Raw genomic sequence first — 18,272 nt, 5'->3', positions numbered from 1 at the left:
AGTGCCACTCTCGAAGGAGTCGGTGCCCATGTCCGCCATGCCGTCCAGGGCCGTCATTAGCCAGCCGGCCGGGCGTCGTCGCACGACGTCGTCTCTACTCCGTTCGGTCGTCCGCATCGTTCTCGTCACTGCGGTCCTGACCGTTGCGCCGCTCACCTCTGCGTCCGCCGGCGCCGTCCATCCCGGGAATGGAGCGCGGAAACCGACCCTCGTCCGAACGACGCTGGGTCCGATCATCGGCCGGAACGAGGGCCGGTCGAGTGGGACGTACTCGTGGCTGGGCATCCCCTACGCCGAGCCGCCGGTGGGCGATCTCCGATGGCGGCCACCGAAGGCCCACCGGTCCTGGGAGGCACTCCGCCCCGCCGAGCAGTACGGGTCGGGGTGTACGCAGCCGGGGCGCTTCTTCAGTCCGTCCCCGAACGGGCCGTTCTACGACCTGGCAGTGCGCGATGGGCTGCAAAAGCCCGTCGGCGAGGAAGACTGCCTGACGCTGAACGTCTTCCGTCCGTCGACGTCGAAGCGCAACCTGCCCGTCGTGTTCTTCATCCACGGCGGGAGCAATGTCGTCGGCTATTCGGCGGATCCGATGTACGACGGGCGAGAGCTGGCCAAGCGTGCCCAGGCCGTGGTCGTCACCGTGAACTATCGGGTGGGAGTCTTCGGCTGGCTGAACGCCGGAGGCCTGGGGGACAGCGACGCGCTGTCGACGTCCGGTAACTTCGGCACTCTTGACCTCATCGAAGCGCTCCGGTTCGTGGACCGGAATGCCCGGCAGTTCGGTGGCGACTCCGACAACATCAGCGTGATGGGCCAGTCGGCGGGTGCGGTGAACGTCTGGTCCCTGCTCGTCTCCCCATTGGCACGCGGAATGGTCGACAAGGCAATCCCGCTCAGCGGCGGTCTCAGCACCGCAAGTGTGGCCAACGCCAGGGCCTACGCTGACCGCGTCATCCAGGCTGCGGAGAGCGACTACCCCTCTTCGGGCATGAGCGGTGTCGATTTGCTTCGTTCGCTCTCCGCCGACGACCTGGTGCGCGTGCTCGTCAAGCACCAACTCGACGCGACGCCGGCGGTCATCGCCGACGGCACGGTGATCCCATCGGACCCGTACGCCGTGCTGGAGTCCGGGGTCGATCGCGAGGTGGCCGTTCTCGCCGGGAACACCCGCGAGGAGGGGAAACTGTTCGGCAGTGCGATCGGGGCGCACAAGCCGAGCGACTACGACCGGTTCACACTGCAGTACTTGTTCAATCCCGACAGGCCCGGCACGCTGACCCCTTCCGATCTGCTCAAGGACCAATATCTCCCGGTGGACAAGCCCGGTGGCTGGAACGATGCTGCTGCGGCTCTGACCGAGTCGGTCTTCACGGGCATCAACCGGAATTCACTGAATGCACTGGCCCGCAGCGGGAACCGATCGCTTTATCACTACAGGTTCGACTGGAACCAGGAGCCCGCACCGTTCGACCAGGTGTACGGCGCCGTACATGCGATCGATCTGCCCTTCGTGTTCCACAACTTCGGGCACAACGTGTTCTCGTACGCCTTCAGCCGGCAGAACCAGCCCGGACGCCTCAGGTTGTCAGACCTGATGACCGCCAGCATCCGGAACTTCATCAACACCGGATCGCCGCGGCACCACGGACTCGGTCGCGCCTGGAACCAGTGGCCGGCGAGTCTGGTGATCGACGCGGACGATCGGCACGTCCACCTGGGGTCAATGGACGACGGGTGAAGGCGGCCGGCCCTTAACCTCAACGGCCCGGCGTCGACCGTGATCCGAAGCCGTTGATCGTGCAGGGGGCGGTCATGCCGGCAACGCGCCGTTCTCCTTTGGCAGAGACGCGTGGCCGGCAGCGGTGACCATTCCCAGGGCGAGTTCAGCGTAGAAGTGCCCGAGCTGCTCGGGCGTGTCCGGTCCGTCAAGCCGGTACCAGCGAACGAGGTCGACACCCAGGGAAAGGATGGCGCGCACGACACGGTGGGCGTCGACCACGCCGAAGGCCTCTCCGTCCCGCATGCCCCAGCGGATGGCCTCGTGGAACACCGCGGTGGTCTGCTGTCGCAGCCCGACGATCACTTCGTAATGCTCTGCCGTCAGGGCTGACAGCTCGTACTGGCTGACTCGGCCGACCACGTGGTGACGGGCGTGCCAGGTGACGAACCTCGCGACGAGTGCCTTCAGATATGCCGTCGGATCACTTGTGGCTTCCGTCTCGCGCACGACCTCGAGTGAGCTCTCGTGCCCGGTGCGGATGATCTCGAAGAGCACTTCCTCCTTCGAGGCGAAATGTACGTACAGAGCGGCGGGGGACAGGCCCGCGGTCTTGGTGATGTCCCTGGTCGTCGTCGCATGAAAGCCGTTCGAGGCGAAGCATCGCACGCCCGCCGTCAACAGCCGCCGGGTGACCTCCGCGTACCCGGTGTCCCACAGTTCCGGCGCCTCATCCACCAGCTCTGGGAGCGGGGAGTGCTTGGTTCCCATCAACATGTCCTTCCGTCCAACCCTCTGAGGCGGTAACGCTCTCATGAATCCGCGCAGGCCTTGATCGACGAGGTTGGCGTGTGTACCGTGCCACACATATACGAGAGGTGACTAAGCGCTTAGTCATCTTAGCTGGTCGACAGGCATGTCGAGCGATCAGGCGCTCCGATCAGAGGAGGGCACATGGATGTGTCTTGCGCTTTTCCCACCGCCCTGGACTCGCCGGACAACATCGCACTGGCCGAACGGCTCGGCTATCACCGCGCATGGGTCTACGACACGCCCCAGCAGAGCCCTGACGTATGGATGACCTTGGCGCTCGCCGCGGAACGCACGGAGCGCATCGGCCTCGGCCCGGGAGTCCTCGTGCCCAGCCTGCGTCACCCGATGGTCAATGCGGCGGCGACCGCCACGCTCGCCGCCCTCGCGCCAGGGCGGGTGGCGGTCGCCTTCGGGACCGGATTCTCGGGACGTCGGGCCATGGGTTATGGCGCGGTCCGCTGGTCGTTCATGGAGTCCTACATTCGCGCGTACCGGGGACTGCTACGTGGTGAGGTCATCGAGTGGGAAGGCGCCGAGATGCGGATGCTGCATCCGGGCGGTCACGCTCCCGATCGCCCCATCGACGTACCGATTCTGATCGGTGCTCTCGGGCCGAAGGGAAACAAGGTCGCGCGGGAACTCGGTGACGGGCTCTTCGCCACACTGCAGCAGCCGGAGTTCATGACCGAGCATCCCTGGGTCGCCTACCTCGAGTGGGGCACCGTGCTGGACGAAGACGAGAAAAACGATTCAGAGCACGCCCGTTTGGCCGGAGGCCCAGGCTGGGCCTTGTCATTTCACGGCGCCTACGAATTCGGTGGGCCCGAGGCCGTACGCGCGCTGCCCGGTGGTGAGAACTGGCTCGCGACCGTTGAACAGTCACCGCAGGAACGTCGTCACCTCGCCGTCCACTCCGGGCACTGCGTCGCGTTGAACGCCGCGGATCGAGCGGCCTGGGACGCCGGCGGCAGCAGCACGCTCCAGGACGTCACGTTGAGCGGGACCCGTGAACAGATCCGGCGCAGACTCGATGACTATCGGTCCCGCGGTATCACGGAAATCGTCTTCCAGCCCTGCGGGCCGAATGTTCAACGTGAACTGGAACGCTTTCTGGACGCTTGTGTCGGTTAAGCGAACGGCGCCTGACCTCGCTCTCCGGGAGAACCCGAATCACGAAACAACCCGATGTGGGTGACCGCATACCTAGGGGGAGACCATGAGTCGTGAGATAAACACTGCTGTCGAAGGACTCGCTTACCTTGAGTGTCCTCGCTGGCACGATCAACGGATATGGTTCGTCGACTTTTACACCTATCGCGTCTATTCGGCGGCTGAAGACGGCAGCGATCTCCGGGTCGAGGCCGAAGTCCCCCAGCAGCCCTCCGGGCTGGGATGGCTGCCGGACGGCCGGCTCCTGGTGGTCTCGATGCGTGACGCCCGTGTGCTGCGTCGCGAGCCCGACGGTGCGCTGGTGACCCATGCCGACCTTTCCGCCCACGTCAAGGGTTATCCCAACGATATGGTCGTCGACGCCCGGGGTAGGGCATTCGTCGGCGAGTTCGGCTTTGACTTGATGGACGGACAGCCGCTGGAGACCGCTGTCCTGCTACGCGTGGACCCTGACGGCACCGTCGCCACGGTCGCGGAAGACCTGTGGTTCCCCAACGGCAGCGTGATCACCGACGACGGCGTGCTCCTGGTCGGGGAGACGTTCGGCAACCGCGTCACCGCGTTCGACATCGCCGACGACGGCGCCCTCGTCAACCGCCGTACCTGGGCGAAGTTCGGCGAGTTGCCCACCGACAAGAACCTCGAAGGCCTGTTCGCCCAGGTCGTCGTCGCTCCGGACGGGTGCTGCCTCGACGCTGACAGGGCTCTGTGGGTCGCCGACGCCGTGGGCAGCCGGGTCCTGCACGTCCACGAGGGTGGTGAGATCAGCGAGGAGGTATCCGTCGGAACCGGTGTTTTCGCCTGCATGCTCGGCGGTACCGACAACCGCACGCTGTTCATGTGCGCCGCACCGGACTTCCAGGAGGAAGCCCGCAAGAACGCGCGCGAAGGAATGCTGCTGACGGCCCGTGTCGATGTCCCCCACGCCGGCCGGCCCTGACGGCTGTCCCGGCCACCTACGCACTGAACAAGGAGCTCAACGATGTTGAGCACAATGCAAGAAGGTGAGCTGTCAGTAGCCCGGCTGCTGCGTTACGGCAGCACCGTGCACGGCGACAGGACCGTGATGACCTGGGGAGGGTCTCAGTCCCGTACCGCGACCTATTGCGCATTGGGAAAGCGTGCCGCTCAGCTCGCACACGCCCTGCGGGCTCTGGGAGTGACCGGTGACGAGCGTGTCGGCACATTCATGTGGAACAACAGTGAGCACATCGAGGCGTACCTGGCGGTGCCCGCCATGGGTGCGGTGCTTCACACACTGAACATCCGGCTGTCTCCCGAACAACTGGCCTACATCGCCAATCATGCCGCCGACCGGGTGGTCATCGTCGATGGTCACCTGATGCCGGAGTTCAGCCGGGTGCTCCCGCTACTGGAGACGGTACGGCACGTGGTCGTCGCCAACGGTGACGTGGCGACGCTCGAGGCGCCTCCCGGGGTGGAGGTGCATTCCTACGATCAGTTGCTCGGCGCTCAACCCGAGGACTTCGGCTGGCCTGTCGTCGACGAGCGCTGTGCGGCCGCGATGTGCTACACGTCAGGTACGACGGGCGCCCCCAAAGGCGTGGTGTACTCACACCGCTCGATCTGGTTGCATTCCATGCAACTGTGCATGACCGACGGCATACGGCTGGCCCAGCAGGACTCCGCCCTGACGATCGTGCCGATGTTCCACGCCATGGCCTGGGGCCTTCCGTATGCGGCGATGATGGTCGGTGCATCGCTGGTCATGCCGGACCGCTTTTTGCAGCCCGCATCGATCGCGGCGATTCTCGCTGCGGAAAAGCCGACCTTCGCGGCGGCGGTGCCGACGATCTGGCAAGGCCTGCTCCAGCAACTGGAGACCACGCCGCAGGACATATCGCACCTGAGAGAGGTTGTGGTCGGAGGGGCGGCGTGCCCGCCATCGCTGATGCGAATCTTCTCCGAGCGGTACGGAGTCCAGCTCCTGCACACGTGGGGCATGACCGAGATGTCCCCGCTCGGTTCTGTGGCGCGCCCACCCGCGTCGGCAACCGGTGACGAGGCAATGGCGTATCGGATCACGCAGGGCCGGTTCCCGGCCTCCGTGATGGCCCGGGTGGTGGACGCGGCCGGCGTCGAGGTGCCGTGGGATGGCAAGGGCGTCGGCGAGGTCGAGGTATCCGGCCCATGGATTACGGCGTCGTACTACACACCGGAAGGCCCGGCCGCGGAGCCGGGCAGTTTCCGCCATGGCTGGCTGAGGACCGGCGACGTCGGCCGCATCTCGTCCGACGGTTTTCTCACTCTCACCGATCGGACAAAGGACGTCATCAAGTCAGGTGGCGAATGGATTTCCTCGGTCGAGCTGGAGAATGCCATCATGGGGCATCCGGCGGTCACCGAGGCAGCCGTCATCGCGGTGCCCGACAAAAAATGGCAAGAGCGCCCGCTGGCCGCAGTGGTGGTCAAGGAAGGAGCGAAAGTCACCGCCGGGCAGCTGCGTGAATTCCTCGTTGGTAAAGTCGCTAGCTGGCAGCTGCCTGAGAACTGGTCGTTTGTCGACGAAATCCCGAAAACCAGCGTCGGGAAATTCGACAAGAAACGGCTACGAGCCCGTTATCATGAGCACGAGCTTGACGTTTTGCGAGTCGACGGGCGTTAGCCGACTGAGTTGGTTGAGTGCTCAGCTAAGGCCGAGTGTGGCGCTGGTCCAGCCGAGTGTCTCTTGTGTGAGCCATCGGGGCCGACTTCGGATCCCATCCTCGGCGAGCCGGCGTCCCTCGTCGAAGGCTGCTCGCTGTTCCGGCTCAATCGCCATCACCTGGTCGATGAGCAGCCGGGCCTGCTCAGGCTCATTGTGGACGATCAGGAACTCGACCAAATCCGTCGCGTACGCGAACGGCCCTAGCAATGCCTCCGGGACGGTTTGTACCAGCGGCCCGGATGACAGCGACGGCAGCCACCACCGGTAACCGTAGACACGCGTGGACCACCGTCTGACCTAGGTACGGGGACGGCGGACGCGGAAGGTCGGCGGTTCGGCCCCGCCCCTGCCCACTCCCTGAAACTAGTGAAAACGGCGTCCGACCTGCATGAACGAGGTTGGACGCTGGCTGCTTTCTGTCCTGCTGTGTTGGGCCGTCAACGGGCGGCGGGTGGCTGTGCCAAATATGTCGCGCGGCGCGTAGGACGCAGCCCAAAGCGCCACGTACTCATGACGGACCCGGCGACGCCTCCGCGACTACTTGCCTATCTGGAAACCAGTTAGTAGTTTCCAGATAGGCAAGTAGTCAAAGGAGACGGTGATGGACGAGCATGACGAGCGGCGACAGGCGGCGGACGCGCTGGCGATGATCGACGCACACCAGGAGCGGACTCGACGGGCGGCGCGCCTCCCATGGTGGGTCTACGCGGCGATGTTCGTGCTGACCGTCGGGTTTACGGCGGCCAACGACTTCGTCGGCCTCAGCGGTGCCAAGCTGATCGCCACTCTGGTGCTGGTCGCGCTGGTCGTCGTGCTCATAACCACCTTCACCAGCCGGTCGGCGCCGCTGAGTAGGCTGCGTGGAGTGCAGCGTCAGCAGTCGTTCGTGCCCTCGGTCTTCTTCGTCGTGGCGATCGTCGCCGGCCTCGGCGCATGGTTGCTCCCCCGCTACGGCACCGGTTTCGCGGATGACGTCGCCGATGCGGTCGGCCTGCGTGACTACCCCAACACTGTGACCGGGGTACTCCTCGGTGGCGCGGTCACTGCGCTGTTCGCCCTGACCCAGCTGCTACTTGGGGTCTCGCAGAGGCGAACGAACCAATGACATCCCCGTCGGGCCGGACACCAGAATTGGACCGCCTGCTGTCGGATCCGACGCGGTTGGTCATCATGTCGGTGCTGTGCGTGACGGAATGGTGCGGCTTCGCTTTTTTGCGGGACGCGGTGTCGCTGTCGGACTCCGCCCTGTCCAAGCAGTTGGCCACGCTGAGGAGGGACGGGTACGTCGAGCAGCAACGGACGTACATCGGCCGGGTGCCCAAGACCACGGTACGAGCCACCGTCGAAGGACGACAGCGGTTTATCGGGCACGTCGAGGCACTACAGATGATCGTCGAGCGCACCTCCCGCCCGCAGCCCGAGGCATCTCCTCACCCACGTCCGGCAAGCGACCCCCCGTCCGACAACGCCCATCGACGGGGTGTGAATCTGAAGCCAGGCCTGTCGGAGGGGTGACTCCGGCGGGCTTGGTGCAGGCGTCTGCGGCCCTGTGCCGCGGCTCAACCTGGATCCGGTCGCCGAGGAACAGATCAAGGCGGTCCCCGAGCGAGCTCTACGCCCGCCCGAGTCTTAACCCCTGCCCGGCGGTTCAGCGCCCTTGACCGACTGAGGGGTCGGCAGTCTCCCTGGTGTGAAGACGCCACGCATACCAACTGAACTGTGCTCCAGTCACCGCGAACGTGGCCCACAAACAGTACGGAGCCGCCCCCAAGAAGATGAGCGCGACTGCTATCAGATAGGGGGAGAGGATCGTCGCAAAGATGAGGCCCGCGATCTTCACCAGTGGCAGGTGGGCCGGGGCTTTCTTGTAAGCGAAGTACCAGGTCACCCCCGAGCCATAGGCGATCGCGAAGAAAACCAGCGCAGTCGCCCACCACTGCGGGTGTACGTCTCCTCGCGCCTCAACGCACGTGGACGTCAGAGACAGCAGCACCACCCACATCACGAGCGATCCCGTGTTCGGGTGGCGAATTACTAGCGCCCACATATCTAGAAGATGCTTCAACCTCCCATGCGGTTTACTGCTCCGGCCATCGATCCCGTACGCCGGATCAGTGCGCCAGTCTGCGCACGTCGATGGCTTCCGGATGTCACTTCTGAAAAGGGAAGGTCGGCGGTTCGACCCCGTCCCTGCCCGCTGGCCCCTGAACAGCCAAAAAGACCCCGAGCGCATCGCGCCGGGGTCTTTTTACGGCGACGTCCTCGGCCGGGCGGGTTCAAGCAATCCCGTCTGGAACGCTATGCGTTGTCGACGGGCACGAGCAGCCCGAAGATCCGCACCGCGACCCTCCCGTCGGGCAGCGGTGCCTGGCTGTCCGCGACCACCGCCTCGCCGCCGGACCACTGCTCGCCGTCCAGCAGCACCTCGTTGGTCTGCAGCTGGCCGTCGTGGTACGCGATGAACAGGCGTAGCCCGTGCACTTTCCGGGTGAGCGGCTCCGCCCGCAGCGCCTCCATCAGCCGGTCGAGCAGGGGCCCGGCAGATGGCACCGACCGGTCGGTGAACAAGTTGATCTGGGCGCCCAGCACCAGTTCGAACGCGCCGCTCGGGTGCTCGTAGCGCTCCCGCTCGACCTGGTCGGGGGCGGCGCCGGGGTGCAGGAGGCCCTCGACGATCGGGTGCAGCGCGCCGAGCTTGAACCTGTTCACCGCCCCGCCGATCGCGTCGCGCCAGGTGGCGCCATGCGCGGCGAAGCTCTCCACCAGCCATGGCGTGGCCAGCGCGGGGTGCGACACGGCGAAGTCGACCTGGGCCATCACCACGCCGGCCGGGGCGGGGTGGACGAGCAGCTTCGCGTCGACCCTCGTCTCGCCGTCGAGCCGCACGCCGTGCCCGCGAAGGAAGTCCTCGAACACGGCGCGCGGCGAGGGTATGCCGCCGTCGCCTTGCTCGACCGGTTCCAGGTCTTTCGCCAGCGCGGTCTCGCTGAGCATCAGGTCCGACAGCTCCGAACCGGCGTTCAGCGCGTTATTGATCGCATTGAACTCGCTGCTGCGCACCGCGATTCGCCCCACCTCGCCGCGGTCGGCGCTCTGCGCGCGGCCCAACGCGGCCACGAACACCGGTTCGGCTGAGAGGTTCACCCGCCCGCTGGGAACCACCAGTCCGTCCGGGTACTGGACGTCCGGCAACAATCGGCGCGTGTACGCCATCGGCAGGAAGATCAGCAGCCGCTCGGCCAGCCACGGCTCGACGCCGGCCCCGGTCAGCCGGCCCCATACCTCCTCGTCACTCGGTGGCTCCTCACCGGCGCAGAACGCGGCGATCCCCACCTCGACGGCGGCGTCAAATCCCATTGATTCGATCACCGCGCAACCCTACTTCCGGCATCAGGTCTTCGATGCCGCTGTGGCCGACGATGTACGGCGGGACGCCGAGGTCGCGACCGAGCACCGTTACTGCTCCGGAGTGCCCGAACCACCCCCTGGCGTGCATTGAAGGTGCAAGGCGTAGCGTCGACCGTACAAGCAGATTTCGTTTCGAAAGCAAGACCGGTCGGCGGCGTTGCCCCGTGGCAGACGCCGAGAGCGGAGCGCCCAACGGACGCTCCTGTCGATCCCGGTCCCGCCCATGGAGCGGGGGCGCCGGACCCGGCCCCGCACTGGTGAAGGGGGGATCACCATGACGGCCTGCGAGTCGCCGCGGAGAACGCGCCCCACGGGTTCACTTTCTCCTTCGACCAGCGGAGTGCGGGATACCAGAACGAGGTCTAGCTGAAGCCTGTGCCCTTCGCCGCCGGAGCCCGACGAACCCGCATGGATGCTTGTTCAGATGGAAGCAGAACATGAAGCAGACCCACACGACTCCGGAGAAGTTCGTCGGCGTCGGTTACACAAGGGACCGAGCTGGGCTGCCGCTTGAGGCCGTACGAATTCCCGTCCCACAGCCGACGGCCAATCAGGTTTTGATCCGCGTCGCCTCTTCGTCGCTCAACCCGCTGGAGTACAAGCTGGCCGAGCTCAATTTCATGGGACGGACGCCCCCCGTCGTTCTCGGGTTCGACCTCGCCGGCGTAGTGGTCGACGTGGGCCATGACGTCTCTCACGTGGCCGTCGGCGATGCGGTGGTCGCCATGGCCGACCTGAACGGTGACGGGGGCTGGTCGGCAACGGGCGGTAGCGGCGGCGCGTACGCCGTCGCGCGTCAATTCCTCACCGTCCGCAAGCCGCCATCTCTGAGCTTCCGTGATGCGGCAGCGCTCCCCATGTGCTTTCTCTCTGCTTTCGCGGGCCTAAACGGGGCCATCCAGGCCGGTGACACGATCTACATCCCTGGAGGCGGGGGCGGTGTGGGACATCTGGCCGTGCAGATGGCGGCACGCGCCTTCGAGGCCCGAACGGTCATCAGCAGTGGCAGCCGGCCCCAGTCGATCGCGCTGGCTCAGCAGTCCGGCGCCCATTTCGTCTTCGACTACAAACGTGACGACATTGCCACTGAGATCGCGGAGCTGACGAACGGCCGGGGCGTCGACCTCGTTTTCGACGCCACCTACAGCGAGCAGGGCTTTGCCGAGACCGCGAAGACCGTCCGGCGGGGTGGCAGTTGGATCGTGCTCGGTGTCGGCCCCGGCAAGACATCACGTTTGGCCGAATCGCCCAGCCCGGTGGATGCGATCTTGGCCGAACGCGGAGCCAGGCATGTCAACATCAACCTGCTGCGTTACTTCGCCGAGCCCGCCACGTTGGACAGCCAGGCGCGTGGCTTTTTCGAGCGAGGAATGGACCTGGCGATGGAGTGGGCGACGCGGGGACTCGTGATCCCGTACGTCAGCCAGACCGTCGACAGCACCGTTGAGGCGATCAACACAGGACTGCGGTCGCTGAAGGCGGGCAGTGGCGTACTGGGCAAGGTGGTGGTGACCGTGGACCGCAACCTGGCTGCGGGAAGTGAGGGGAACCGTCCCATCGCTCGTACGTGACGATGGTGCGTGTCGGTATCCGGTGATTGGAGTGACGCCCAAGGTGTCTGAAATGAGCTTTCGAGAACCTGAATCTCTGATTCAGAGTGTGGCTCAAGCGGGCGCGGTGCGATCGACCATTTACCCGTTGAAGCCCAACAGGCGCGGCTGGGCGGGAATCGCGGCGTTCTGGCTTGTTCTGCCTGTCACGGTCCTCGTGATCTCGCTCGCCGCATCGGTGCACGGGGCGCTGGACCCCTTCTTCATCATGCTGGGTATCGCGACTCTGGGCGTGCTCTATCCCGTGCTCGCTCTGGTGCGGACGCGGATCCGGATATGCGAGCACGGCCTGATCGTCGATTCGGTGCCTGGGCGGTCGCGCCGCTTCCTCATCCCTTACTTGACCATCGACAGCGGCAGCGTAATGGTGCATCCGACCCCGAGCCGGGGAGGTGCCTACCGGTACAAGCCGCTGACCGCGGCCACGAAGCGATATCCCTGGCCCGGGTTGGACCGCTTCGTACTCGCCGCCTGTCCGCTGCGGCCGAAGATCTCTCTTGGCCCACCGTATGGCCAGCCGCTCAACATCTGGGGCGCTCCGTACAGCCGTCATGGAATATCGTTCCGTGCACTGCACCCGGTTTTCGCGAGCCCATGGTGGCGTGCGCGGCCGGCCGTTCGGGATCACCCACCGCGCGCGCAGTGGGTGCTGGGGACTCTGCGGATGCTGCTCGACCGGCCTGAACTGCGACCGGTACTCGTGTTCAACGACCAGCCGGTGATGCGCTGGATGTTCGGCACGGACCGGCCGGAGGATCTGTTGCGGGAGATCGAAACGGCGATGGTCGCGAGTGGCGTCGCCGAGGCCGCCGGATTCGCCGCCCACGCCATGGCCAATCCCTACGACCGCCCACCCAGGGATATCCCGGACGACCCGCAGTTGTGGTGAGATCCGCGCCTGATAGAAGAGGAGCGTCAGCCCTGGGTCAGCCCGGCGCGCCGGGCGATGTCGAGTGCGGCGGTGAGGTCGATGGAGGCGTGCAGTTCGGTGGTCAGCCGCTCGACGTCCAGCGCGTCGAACAGGCGACCGAGTGCGGCTTCGTCCACTGTGTGTGAACGGGCGGCGCTGAGCAGGGCGTCGTAGGCCGCGCCGGCCTCGTCGGTGTCCGATGCGCAGTCCAGGAGGTCGTTCGCCGCCGCCGTTGGAGGTATCGAGTCGGGCCCGCGGTCCACCCGACGAGCCGACATCACCGTGCCCGGATGCCGTCGAGGATGAGTGAGATGACATCCGCGGACTCCGCTTCGACCTCGGGGGTGTGCCACTCCGCGGCGTGCGCCGGATCGTGGAAGCGGCTGGTCGCGTTGAGGATGGCTCGCGCGACCACCTCTGGCTCACAGGCCGCGAAGTCGCCGTCGGCGATGCCGTCGGCGACGATCGCCCGAATCTGGGTGAGCAAGAAGGCGACATGGGCGGAGGACACGGTGCTGTGCTCCGCCGCCAGCACCCGGAAGGTGGCGAACAACTCCGGGTCCTCCGCCACCTTCGCCCGTTTCACGGCGAACATGGTGGTGAGCAGGCCACGTAGCCGGTCGGACGGGGTCGCTTCGCGATCCTGGACCGTCGCCGCGAGATCCTCTTGCACCCGGTCGAGCCAGCGCCGTATGACGGCCTCGCGCAGCGCTGCCTTGGACGGAAAATGCCGGTACACGCTCCCGTGGCTCACGCCCAGCAGCCGTGCGACGTCGAGCACCGTGGTTTTCTCTGGGCCGTGGCGGCGCAGCACTTCCTCAGTGGCCGACACGATCGTCTCCGCGTCGAGTGGCTCCCCGCGCAATCAGGTCTCCTTGTCGAGCCGGTACGAGGCCGCGGGTTCGAGGCTGTTGTGCCAGCCCATCAGGCCTCCGCAGCGGAGAACGTACGTCAGCGGCTGACGGACGTCAAAGTCTGTCAGTCCATCTGCCGTCGTGAGTTGGAGTGACAGATATTGACATCTGTCATCTTATATTCGTACGGTGTCGGCCCGACCGTTGCACGCCGATGTGATCGCTGACCGAGGAGACATCATCAGCACCCCCACTGCTTCGTTCGCCGACCGCACCGTGTTCCGGGTGGGCTACGGTGCGGCCCAGCTCGACCGCCTCCGTGACCGCCGCCGCGAGGCCGTCGCCCTGTTGCGCCGCGCCGTCGAGCTGGGCGTTGATCACGTGGACACCGCCGAGTTCTACGGATTCGGCTTCGCCAACTCCGTGATACGTGAAGCCCTGGGCTCAGAAGACGGCGTTCTGGTCGTCACCAAGGTCGGCGCCGACCCCAACCCAGGCGGGCGTCTGCCGCTGCGGATCGCGCAGCGGCCCGAACAACTGCGGGCCAGCGTCGAGGACAACCTGCGCGGCCTCGGCGTCGACCGGCTCCCCGTGGTCAACCTCCGGCGCCTCGATTCCGGCCCCGGTCTGCGTCCCGAGGGTGACCAGGTGGTCGATCTCGACGATCAGCTCGCGGTCATGACCGCCCTCCGCGACGAGGGCAAGATCGGCGCGATCGGCCTGAGCAGCGTCACCCTCGAAGGCCTGCGTCGCGCCCTGCCGGTCGGCATCGTCTGCGTGCAGAACGCGTACAGCCTCGTTTCCCGTGCCGACGAGGACATGCTGCGGCTGTGCGCGGCCGAGGGCATCGCGTGGGTGCCGTTCTTCCCACTCGGCGGGGCCTTTCCGGGCCTGCCCAAGGTCACCGAGGAGCCCGCCGTCCATGCCGTGGCCGAGTCGCTGGGTGTCACGCCCTCCCAAGTCGGTCTCGCCTGGCTGCTGCACCACGCGCCGAACGCGCTGCTCATACCCGGCACCGCCGACCCCGCCCATCTGGAGGCCAACATGGCGGTCAGCGAGCTCACCCTCGACGAGGCCGGCCGCGCCGCCCTCGACGCCGTCGAGTCTCGCTCCAACGAAGTCCCGATCGGCTAGGAGGGGGAGGGACACGGGGATGAACGCCCGTTTTCGCCGCGGCACGAAAATCAAGGAACGTAAGGACGGATCATGAAGGCGATCATCTATCGCGACAACGGCGGCCCCGACGTTCTTCAGCTCGTCGACCGTGACCCACCCGTGCCCGGCCCCGGCGAGGTTCGCGTCCGGGTCGCCGTGTCCGGCGTCAACCCGACCGACGGGCAGGCCCGCTCCGGCTCCACCAGTCCCATGGGGTTCCCCGAGGTCACTCCGCACCTGGACGGGGCCGGCGTGATCGACACCATCGGTGAGGGGGGCGACCAGAGCCGGATCGGTCAACGGGTCTGGCTTTTCATGGCCACCGCCGGGCGGCCCACCGGTACCGCCGCCGAGTTCACCGTCGTGCCCGCCGAGCAGGCCGTGCCACTGCCCGACGAGGTCGGGTTCGACGTCGGCGCCGCACTCGGCGTACCCGCGCTCACCGCGCATCGCGCGCTCACCGTTGCCGAGGACGGGCCTCGCCGCCTGCGGCCCGGCGCGCTCGCCGGCAGGGTGGTGCTCGCCGCGGGTGGGGCTGGGGCGGTCGGGCACGCGGTGATCCAGCTCGCCCGATGGGCCGGCGCCACCGTGATCAGCACGGTCAGCGGTCCGGAGAAGGCCCGGCTGGCCACCGCGGCCGGCGCCCACCACGTGATCAACTATCGCGAGGGCGAGCCGGCCGCCGCGATCCGCGAGATCGCCCCGGACGGCGTCGACATCGTCGCCGAGGTGGCGCTCGGCGCGAACCTCGCACTGGACCTGGCCGTACTGCGGACACGCGGCACGATCTCCACCTACGCCAACGACGGCGGCAGGCCGGTCGAACTGAACGTGCTGCGGAACATGGTGCTGAACACACGCCTGCAGTTCCTGGTGCTCTACACCGCCGGTTCCGAGGCGCGCGCCGCGGCCGCCGAGGACGTCGCCGCCGCGGTCGGCGACGGCGCCCTGCCGGTCGGCGAGGAGCACGGCCTTCCGCTGGTCCGCTTTCCGCTCGACGGCACCGTCGACGCACACCGGGCGGTGGAGAGTGGCGCGGTCGGCAAGGTCCTGGTGGACGTCACGGGGACGGATCCAGCTACGTAGCGCTGGGGTGTTACCGATCCGCTGATGCTCGCACTTTGCGGGTACGCCTGGCGGCCAGGCCGAACATGGCGAGGAGCCCGGTGGCGGTACCGACGACGGTGGCGGTCATGAGATCAGGGTGGGCGAGTTCGAAGCCGATGTTGCGGATCGCGGACAGCTCCACGGTCGCGAGGTAGACGGCGGTGGCCAGCGCCCAGCGCAGGTCGCCGGTGACCTTGGTCGCCCAGATCGTGAGCAGGAACATCGCGGCCTGGATGACCAGGATGATCCCCCGCATTGGGGAGCTCATGGTGGTGATCTGAGGCCACCACAACGTCTGGATCGGGCTGTTGTCGGCCCACCAGTGAAAGACCGGCTGGCCGAGCACCACGAGTAGCACCGGTGACCACCAGAGCCAGGATCGGTGGCGGAGCGGCCGTCTGCCCCGTGCCGCCAGGACCAGCAGCCCGGCGACGATCAGCAGTGGTGGAAGCGCGTCAGTGCCGTTGAAGAGGTCCGGGCCGTAGTCGGGGAGCGAGGGCAACAGCGATCGGCCGTGGAAGTACCGTCCATATTGAACGGCCATCACCACCGCAGGCGGCAACGCGACCCACACCCAGCCGCGCATCAGCGCCACCGAGATCACCAGCGGGAGCAGCGGGAACCAGGCGGCAGGGTAGAAGGGGGCCGTTGCACCTGGAAGGTTCTCGTTGAAGGAGTGGAGGAGTTGCACGGTGTTGGGGGCAAAGGCCAGAAGCGCGAGCACGAACACGCCCAGGTGGATTCCGTCGGCCCACCACGACACCGCCCCGTCCGCCGTGGCGCGTACCCGGGCCAGTGCCCCGGCCGACAGCAGTCCGCCGATCTCGCGCAATGGCGGTACCCGGCGGTCGGGGCCGGTGGCCTCCGCGAGGGTGGCCAGGATCTCCTGGCCGTGCTCGGCCCGATAGGAGCGCGGGTAGAGCGCCAGCACCCACCCGTACCGGAGGTTCGCGGTGCCGGTCATGCGGGCGCCGCCCCGGTCCGGCGCATCCCACGTGCGATCACGATCTGTGCGGCCTGTTGCATGCGTTCAGCCTCCTGGGTCACAGCCCTGGTCCCGTCCTGAGTGATACGGAAGTAGCGGCGAGGCCGGCCGTCGACGACCTCCTCGCGGTCCACCACGATCAGACCGTCCGACGCCAGCCGGTCCAGCGCGCCGTACAGCGTCCCGACAGCCAGCCGGACCCGCCCGCCGGACTGTTCCCCGGCCCGCTTGATGATCCCGTAGCCGTGCGACGGGCCGTCCAGCAACGCCGCGAGGGTGAAGTACGTCGGCTCGGTCATGACCTGCTGCCGTCTCGCCACGATCGGAACCATATATATCGGCACTCGAAGTATGCAAGGGTGTGCTGACAGATCGAGGAATGCTCGCCTCGCCCAAAGTGCTTGCAAACCACTACCGCTTGGCGCTAGCGTCGCGTCAAGCGATTGCAAACCGCAAGCAGAAGGAGTGTCGCCGGTGCTGAGGCAGGTCACGGAGGGCGTGCTCGTCCACGAGAGCGAGTTCTGCCAAAGCAACGCCGTTGTCGTGCAGGGCAGCGCGGGCGTGTTGCTGATCGACGCCGGGGTGCAGGACCACGAAATGGTCTGCCTCGCGAACGACCTGTCCGAATCGGGCCGGCCCGTTGTGGCCGGGTTCTCCACGCATCCTCATTGGGATCACCTGCTCTGGCACGCCATGCTCGGCACGGCGCCCCGGTACGGCACGGCCCGCGCCGCGGCCACTGTTCGAGATCGGCTGTCGGGCGCGGATGCGAAGGCTCGCGTCGCCGCGCTGCTACCGCCGGACATCGCCGAGGAGATACCGCTGGACCTGCTCGGCCTCATCACCGGCCTGCCCGCCGGGACGACGCACATTCCCTGGGACGGCCCTCAGGTCCGGATCATCGAGCATCAGGCACATGCCCCGGGCCACGCGTCGCTGTTGGTCGAGGAAAGCGGCGTTCTCGTCGCCGGCGACATGCTTTCCGACGTCCTGATTCCGATACTCGACCTGAACGGCACCACGGACGCGATCGAGGACTACCTCGCCGCGCTGCGGCTGCTCGAGAGCGTGGCGGGTGATGTCGACGTCCTCGTCCCCGGCCACGGGTCCATCGGCGGAGCTGATCAGGTACACGCACGGATCGACCAGGACCGCGCGTACGTACACGCCTTGCGTGACGCCCAAGTTCCCGACGACCCGCGGGTCGGCCCATCGGCCAAGGACGGCTGGGACTGGGTGGCCGGCGTGCACGAGCGGCAACTACAGCACCTGGCCCGAAAAAGATAACGCGACGGCAGGCCCGGCCAGCGACTCGCGGGACTGCGAGGCAACGTCCCGTCCTATCGCGGGTGGTCGGGTGACGTCCGCTTTGTAGGGTTGGTGCCCCGGTGACCGAACGCCTATCGGCTGATCACCTCTACTCTTCGTGATCATGACCACAGGGCCCCAGCCACCCGTGGAGCAGTACCAGCAAACCGCTGGCAGTTCGCGACGCCGCAATCGGCTAGCGATCACAGCGGCGGTCTTTGGGGTGCTCGCTCTTTTCTTTACCCTCTCCTCGCTCAGGTACAAGCCAGGTGCAGATGTCGACACCAGCTATGCCGCCGGTCGCTTCGGTACGCCGCTGATTTTCGCGGTCATCGCCCTGGCGTGCGGCATTCCCGCTCTGCTCAGAATCAGGAGGCCGCCCGACCAGTACGGCCGCTCATGGGATGGCAAGGAGCCCGCGACCTTTTCCGTCGTGGCGGGGTATTTCGCCGCCGCCGTTGCGATCGTTCGAATCGCCCTGCTCGTCGCCTCACGGTAGCGGCGAATCCCACGAGTCGGGTCACGTGGCACTGGCCGGGTGAACAGCGCGCCGGCTCGCCACCGTCA

General features: G+C 66.7%; 19 protein-coding genes. 12 read left to right on the top strand and 7 right to left on the bottom strand.

What is annotated here, in order from left to right; translation table 11 throughout:
• Positions 1-28 precede the first annotated feature (28 nt).
• On the top strand, positions 29-1,738 hold the full coding sequence (locus FB559_RS10125; RefSeq protein WP_221639944.1) for a carboxylesterase/lipase family protein: 1,710 nt from the start codon (positions 29-31) through the stop codon (positions 1,736-1,738).
• Positions 1,739-1,810: 72 nt separating this feature from the next.
• Here the strand turns inward: FB559_RS10125 and FB559_RS10120 are convergent, their stop codons facing one another.
• The gene (locus FB559_RS10120) at positions 1,811-2,488 is read right to left on the bottom strand and encodes a TetR/AcrR family transcriptional regulator (RefSeq protein WP_141955377.1); all 678 of its coding nucleotides are present in this window, start codon (positions 2,486-2,488) and stop codon (positions 1,811-1,813) included.
• A 183-nt stretch (positions 2,489-2,671) separates the two neighbouring features.
• Here FB559_RS10120 and FB559_RS10115 point away from each other — a divergent pair, with 183 nt between their 5' ends.
• The 3 genes from FB559_RS10115 (at position 2,672) to FB559_RS10105 (ending at position 6,326) form a co-directional block, all read left to right on the top strand.
• Positions 2,672-3,661 carry an LLM class flavin-dependent oxidoreductase gene (locus FB559_RS10115; RefSeq protein WP_141955376.1) on the top strand — a complete coding sequence of 330 codons (990 nt, stop codon included), beginning with the start codon at positions 2,672-2,674 and terminating at the stop codon, positions 3,659-3,661.
• A gap of 85 nt (positions 3,662-3,746) precedes the next feature.
• Positions 3,747-4,640, top strand: a complete 894-nt coding sequence (locus tag FB559_RS10110) for an SMP-30/gluconolactonase/LRE family protein (RefSeq protein WP_141955375.1) — start codon at positions 3,747-3,749, stop codon at positions 4,638-4,640.
• 42 nt (positions 4,641-4,682) lie between these two features.
• Complete coding sequence (locus FB559_RS10105) at positions 4,683-6,326, top strand: long-chain fatty acid--CoA ligase (protein WP_141955374.1); 1,644 nt, start codon at positions 4,683-4,685, stop codon at positions 6,324-6,326.
• Positions 6,327-6,347: 21 nt separating this feature from the next.
• Here the strand turns inward: FB559_RS10105 and FB559_RS10100 are convergent, their stop codons facing one another.
• The gene (locus tag FB559_RS10100) at positions 6,348-6,545 is read right to left on the bottom strand and encodes a hypothetical protein (protein WP_141955373.1); all 198 of its coding nucleotides are present in this window, start codon (positions 6,543-6,545) and stop codon (positions 6,348-6,350) included.
• Between the two features lie 424 nt (positions 6,546-6,969).
• Here FB559_RS10100 and FB559_RS10095 point away from each other — a divergent pair, with 424 nt between their 5' ends.
• On the top strand, positions 6,970-7,473 hold the full coding sequence (locus FB559_RS10095; protein WP_141955372.1) for a hypothetical protein: 504 nt from the start codon (positions 6,970-6,972) through the stop codon (positions 7,471-7,473).
• A gap of 26 nt (positions 7,474-7,499) precedes the next feature.
• Positions 7,500-7,883 carry a winged helix-turn-helix domain-containing protein gene (locus FB559_RS10090; RefSeq protein ID WP_221639943.1) on the top strand — a complete coding sequence of 128 codons (384 nt, stop codon included), beginning with the start codon at positions 7,500-7,502 and terminating at the stop codon, positions 7,881-7,883.
• A 783-nt stretch (positions 7,884-8,666) separates the two neighbouring features.
• Here the strand turns inward: FB559_RS10090 and FB559_RS10085 are convergent.
• On the bottom strand, positions 8,667-9,737 hold the full coding sequence (locus FB559_RS10085; protein WP_141955370.1) for a DUF6348 family protein: 1,071 nt from the start codon (positions 9,735-9,737) through the stop codon (positions 8,667-8,669).
• 476 nt (positions 9,738-10,213) lie between these two features.
• Between FB559_RS10085 and FB559_RS10080 the strand changes: the two genes are divergently transcribed.
• On the top strand, positions 10,214-11,347 hold the full coding sequence (locus tag FB559_RS10080; protein WP_141955369.1) for a quinone oxidoreductase family protein: 1,134 nt from the start codon (positions 10,214-10,216) through the stop codon (positions 11,345-11,347).
• 31 nt (positions 11,348-11,378) lie between these two features.
• Entirely contained in the window at positions 11,379-12,275 is an 897-nt protein-coding gene (locus FB559_RS10075; protein ID WP_141955368.1) for a hypothetical protein, read from the top strand.
• 26 nt (positions 12,276-12,301) lie between these two features.
• Here FB559_RS10075 and FB559_RS10070 read toward each other — a convergent pair whose 3' ends face one another.
• Both FB559_RS10070 and FB559_RS10065 read right to left on the bottom strand, forming a co-directional pair.
• Positions 12,302-12,559: a hypothetical protein gene (locus FB559_RS10070; protein ID WP_141955367.1), complete on the bottom strand. Its 258-nt coding sequence runs from the start codon at positions 12,557-12,559 to the stop codon at positions 12,302-12,304.
• Positions 12,560-12,573: 14 nt separating this feature from the next.
• The gene (locus tag FB559_RS10065) at positions 12,574-13,161 is read right to left on the bottom strand and encodes a TetR/AcrR family transcriptional regulator (RefSeq protein ID WP_221639942.1); all 588 of its coding nucleotides are present in this window, start codon (positions 13,159-13,161) and stop codon (positions 12,574-12,576) included.
• A gap of 178 nt (positions 13,162-13,339) precedes the next feature.
• On the opposite strand from FB559_RS10065, the gene FB559_RS10060 reads away from it, so the two are divergent.
• Both FB559_RS10060 and FB559_RS10055 read left to right on the top strand, forming a co-directional pair.
• On the top strand, positions 13,340-14,284 hold the full coding sequence (locus tag FB559_RS10060; protein ID WP_141955366.1) for an aldo/keto reductase: 945 nt from the start codon (positions 13,340-13,342) through the stop codon (positions 14,282-14,284).
• 72 nt (positions 14,285-14,356) lie between these two features.
• A complete protein-coding gene (locus FB559_RS10055) occupies positions 14,357-15,391 on the top strand; it encodes an NADPH:quinone reductase (RefSeq protein ID WP_141955365.1) in 1,035 nt (344 codons plus the stop codon).
• 10 nt (positions 15,392-15,401) lie between these two features.
• Here the strand turns inward: FB559_RS10055 and FB559_RS10050 are convergent, their stop codons facing one another.
• Together FB559_RS10050 and FB559_RS10045 are read right to left on the bottom strand one after the other, a co-directional pair.
• Entirely contained in the window at positions 15,402-16,376 is a 975-nt protein-coding gene (locus FB559_RS10050) for a hypothetical protein (RefSeq protein WP_141955364.1), read from the bottom strand.
• Entirely contained in the window at positions 16,373-16,717 is a 345-nt protein-coding gene (locus FB559_RS10045; RefSeq protein WP_246121492.1) for a PadR family transcriptional regulator, read from the bottom strand. Before FB559_RS10045 ends, FB559_RS10050 begins: the two co-directional genes overlap by 4 nt.
• Positions 16,718-16,871: 154 nt before the next feature.
• On the opposite strand from FB559_RS10045, the gene FB559_RS10040 reads away from it, so the two are divergent.
• On the top strand, positions 16,872-17,684 hold the full coding sequence (locus tag FB559_RS10040) for an MBL fold metallo-hydrolase (RefSeq protein ID WP_141955363.1): 813 nt from the start codon (positions 16,872-16,874) through the stop codon (positions 17,682-17,684).
• Between the two features lie 145 nt (positions 17,685-17,829).
• On the top strand, positions 17,830-18,204 hold the full coding sequence (locus tag FB559_RS10035; protein ID WP_141955362.1) for a hypothetical protein: 375 nt from the start codon (positions 17,830-17,832) through the stop codon (positions 18,202-18,204).
• The last annotated feature ends 68 nt before the right edge of the window (positions 18,205-18,272 follow it).

The sequence above is a fragment of the Actinoallomurus bryophytorum genome (assembly GCF_006716425.1).
Classification (GTDB): Bacteria; Actinomycetota; Actinomycetes; order Streptosporangiales; family Streptosporangiaceae; genus Actinoallomurus; species Actinoallomurus bryophytorum.
This window is presented reverse-complemented; position numbering and strand designations above follow the sequence as displayed.

Excerpts from the sequence above, each read along its gene's own strand:
- FB559_RS10125 (WP_221639944.1), top strand. The coding sequence starts at position 29 with ATGTCCGCCATGCCGTCCAGGGCCGTCATTAGCCAGCCGGCCGGGCGT.
- FB559_RS10110 (WP_141955375.1), top strand. The coding sequence starts at position 3,747 with ATGAGTCGTGAGATAAACACTGCTGTCGAAGGACTCGCTTACCTTGAG.
- FB559_RS10105 (WP_141955374.1), top strand. The coding sequence starts at position 4,683 with ATGTTGAGCACAATGCAAGAAGGTGAGCTGTCAGTAGCCCGGCTGCTG.
- FB559_RS10080 (WP_141955369.1), top strand. The coding sequence starts at position 10,214 with ATGAAGCAGACCCACACGACTCCGGAGAAGTTCGTCGGCGTCGGTTAC.
- FB559_RS10095 (WP_141955372.1), top strand. The coding sequence starts at position 6,970 with ATGGACGAGCATGACGAGCGGCGACAGGCGGCGGACGCGCTGGCGATG.
- FB559_RS10050 (WP_141955364.1), bottom strand. The coding sequence starts at position 16,376 with ATGACCGGCACCGCGAACCTCCGGTACGGGTGGGTGCTGGCGCTCTAC.
- FB559_RS10035 (WP_141955362.1), top strand. The coding sequence starts at position 17,830 with ATGACCACAGGGCCCCAGCCACCCGTGGAGCAGTACCAGCAAACCGCT.
- FB559_RS10115 (WP_141955376.1), top strand. The coding sequence starts at position 2,672 with ATGGATGTGTCTTGCGCTTTTCCCACCGCCCTGGACTCGCCGGACAAC.
- FB559_RS10055 (WP_141955365.1), top strand. The coding sequence starts at position 14,357 with ATGAAGGCGATCATCTATCGCGACAACGGCGGCCCCGACGTTCTTCAG.
- FB559_RS10120 (WP_141955377.1), bottom strand. The coding sequence starts at position 2,488 with ATGGGAACCAAGCACTCCCCGCTCCCAGAGCTGGTGGATGAGGCGCCG.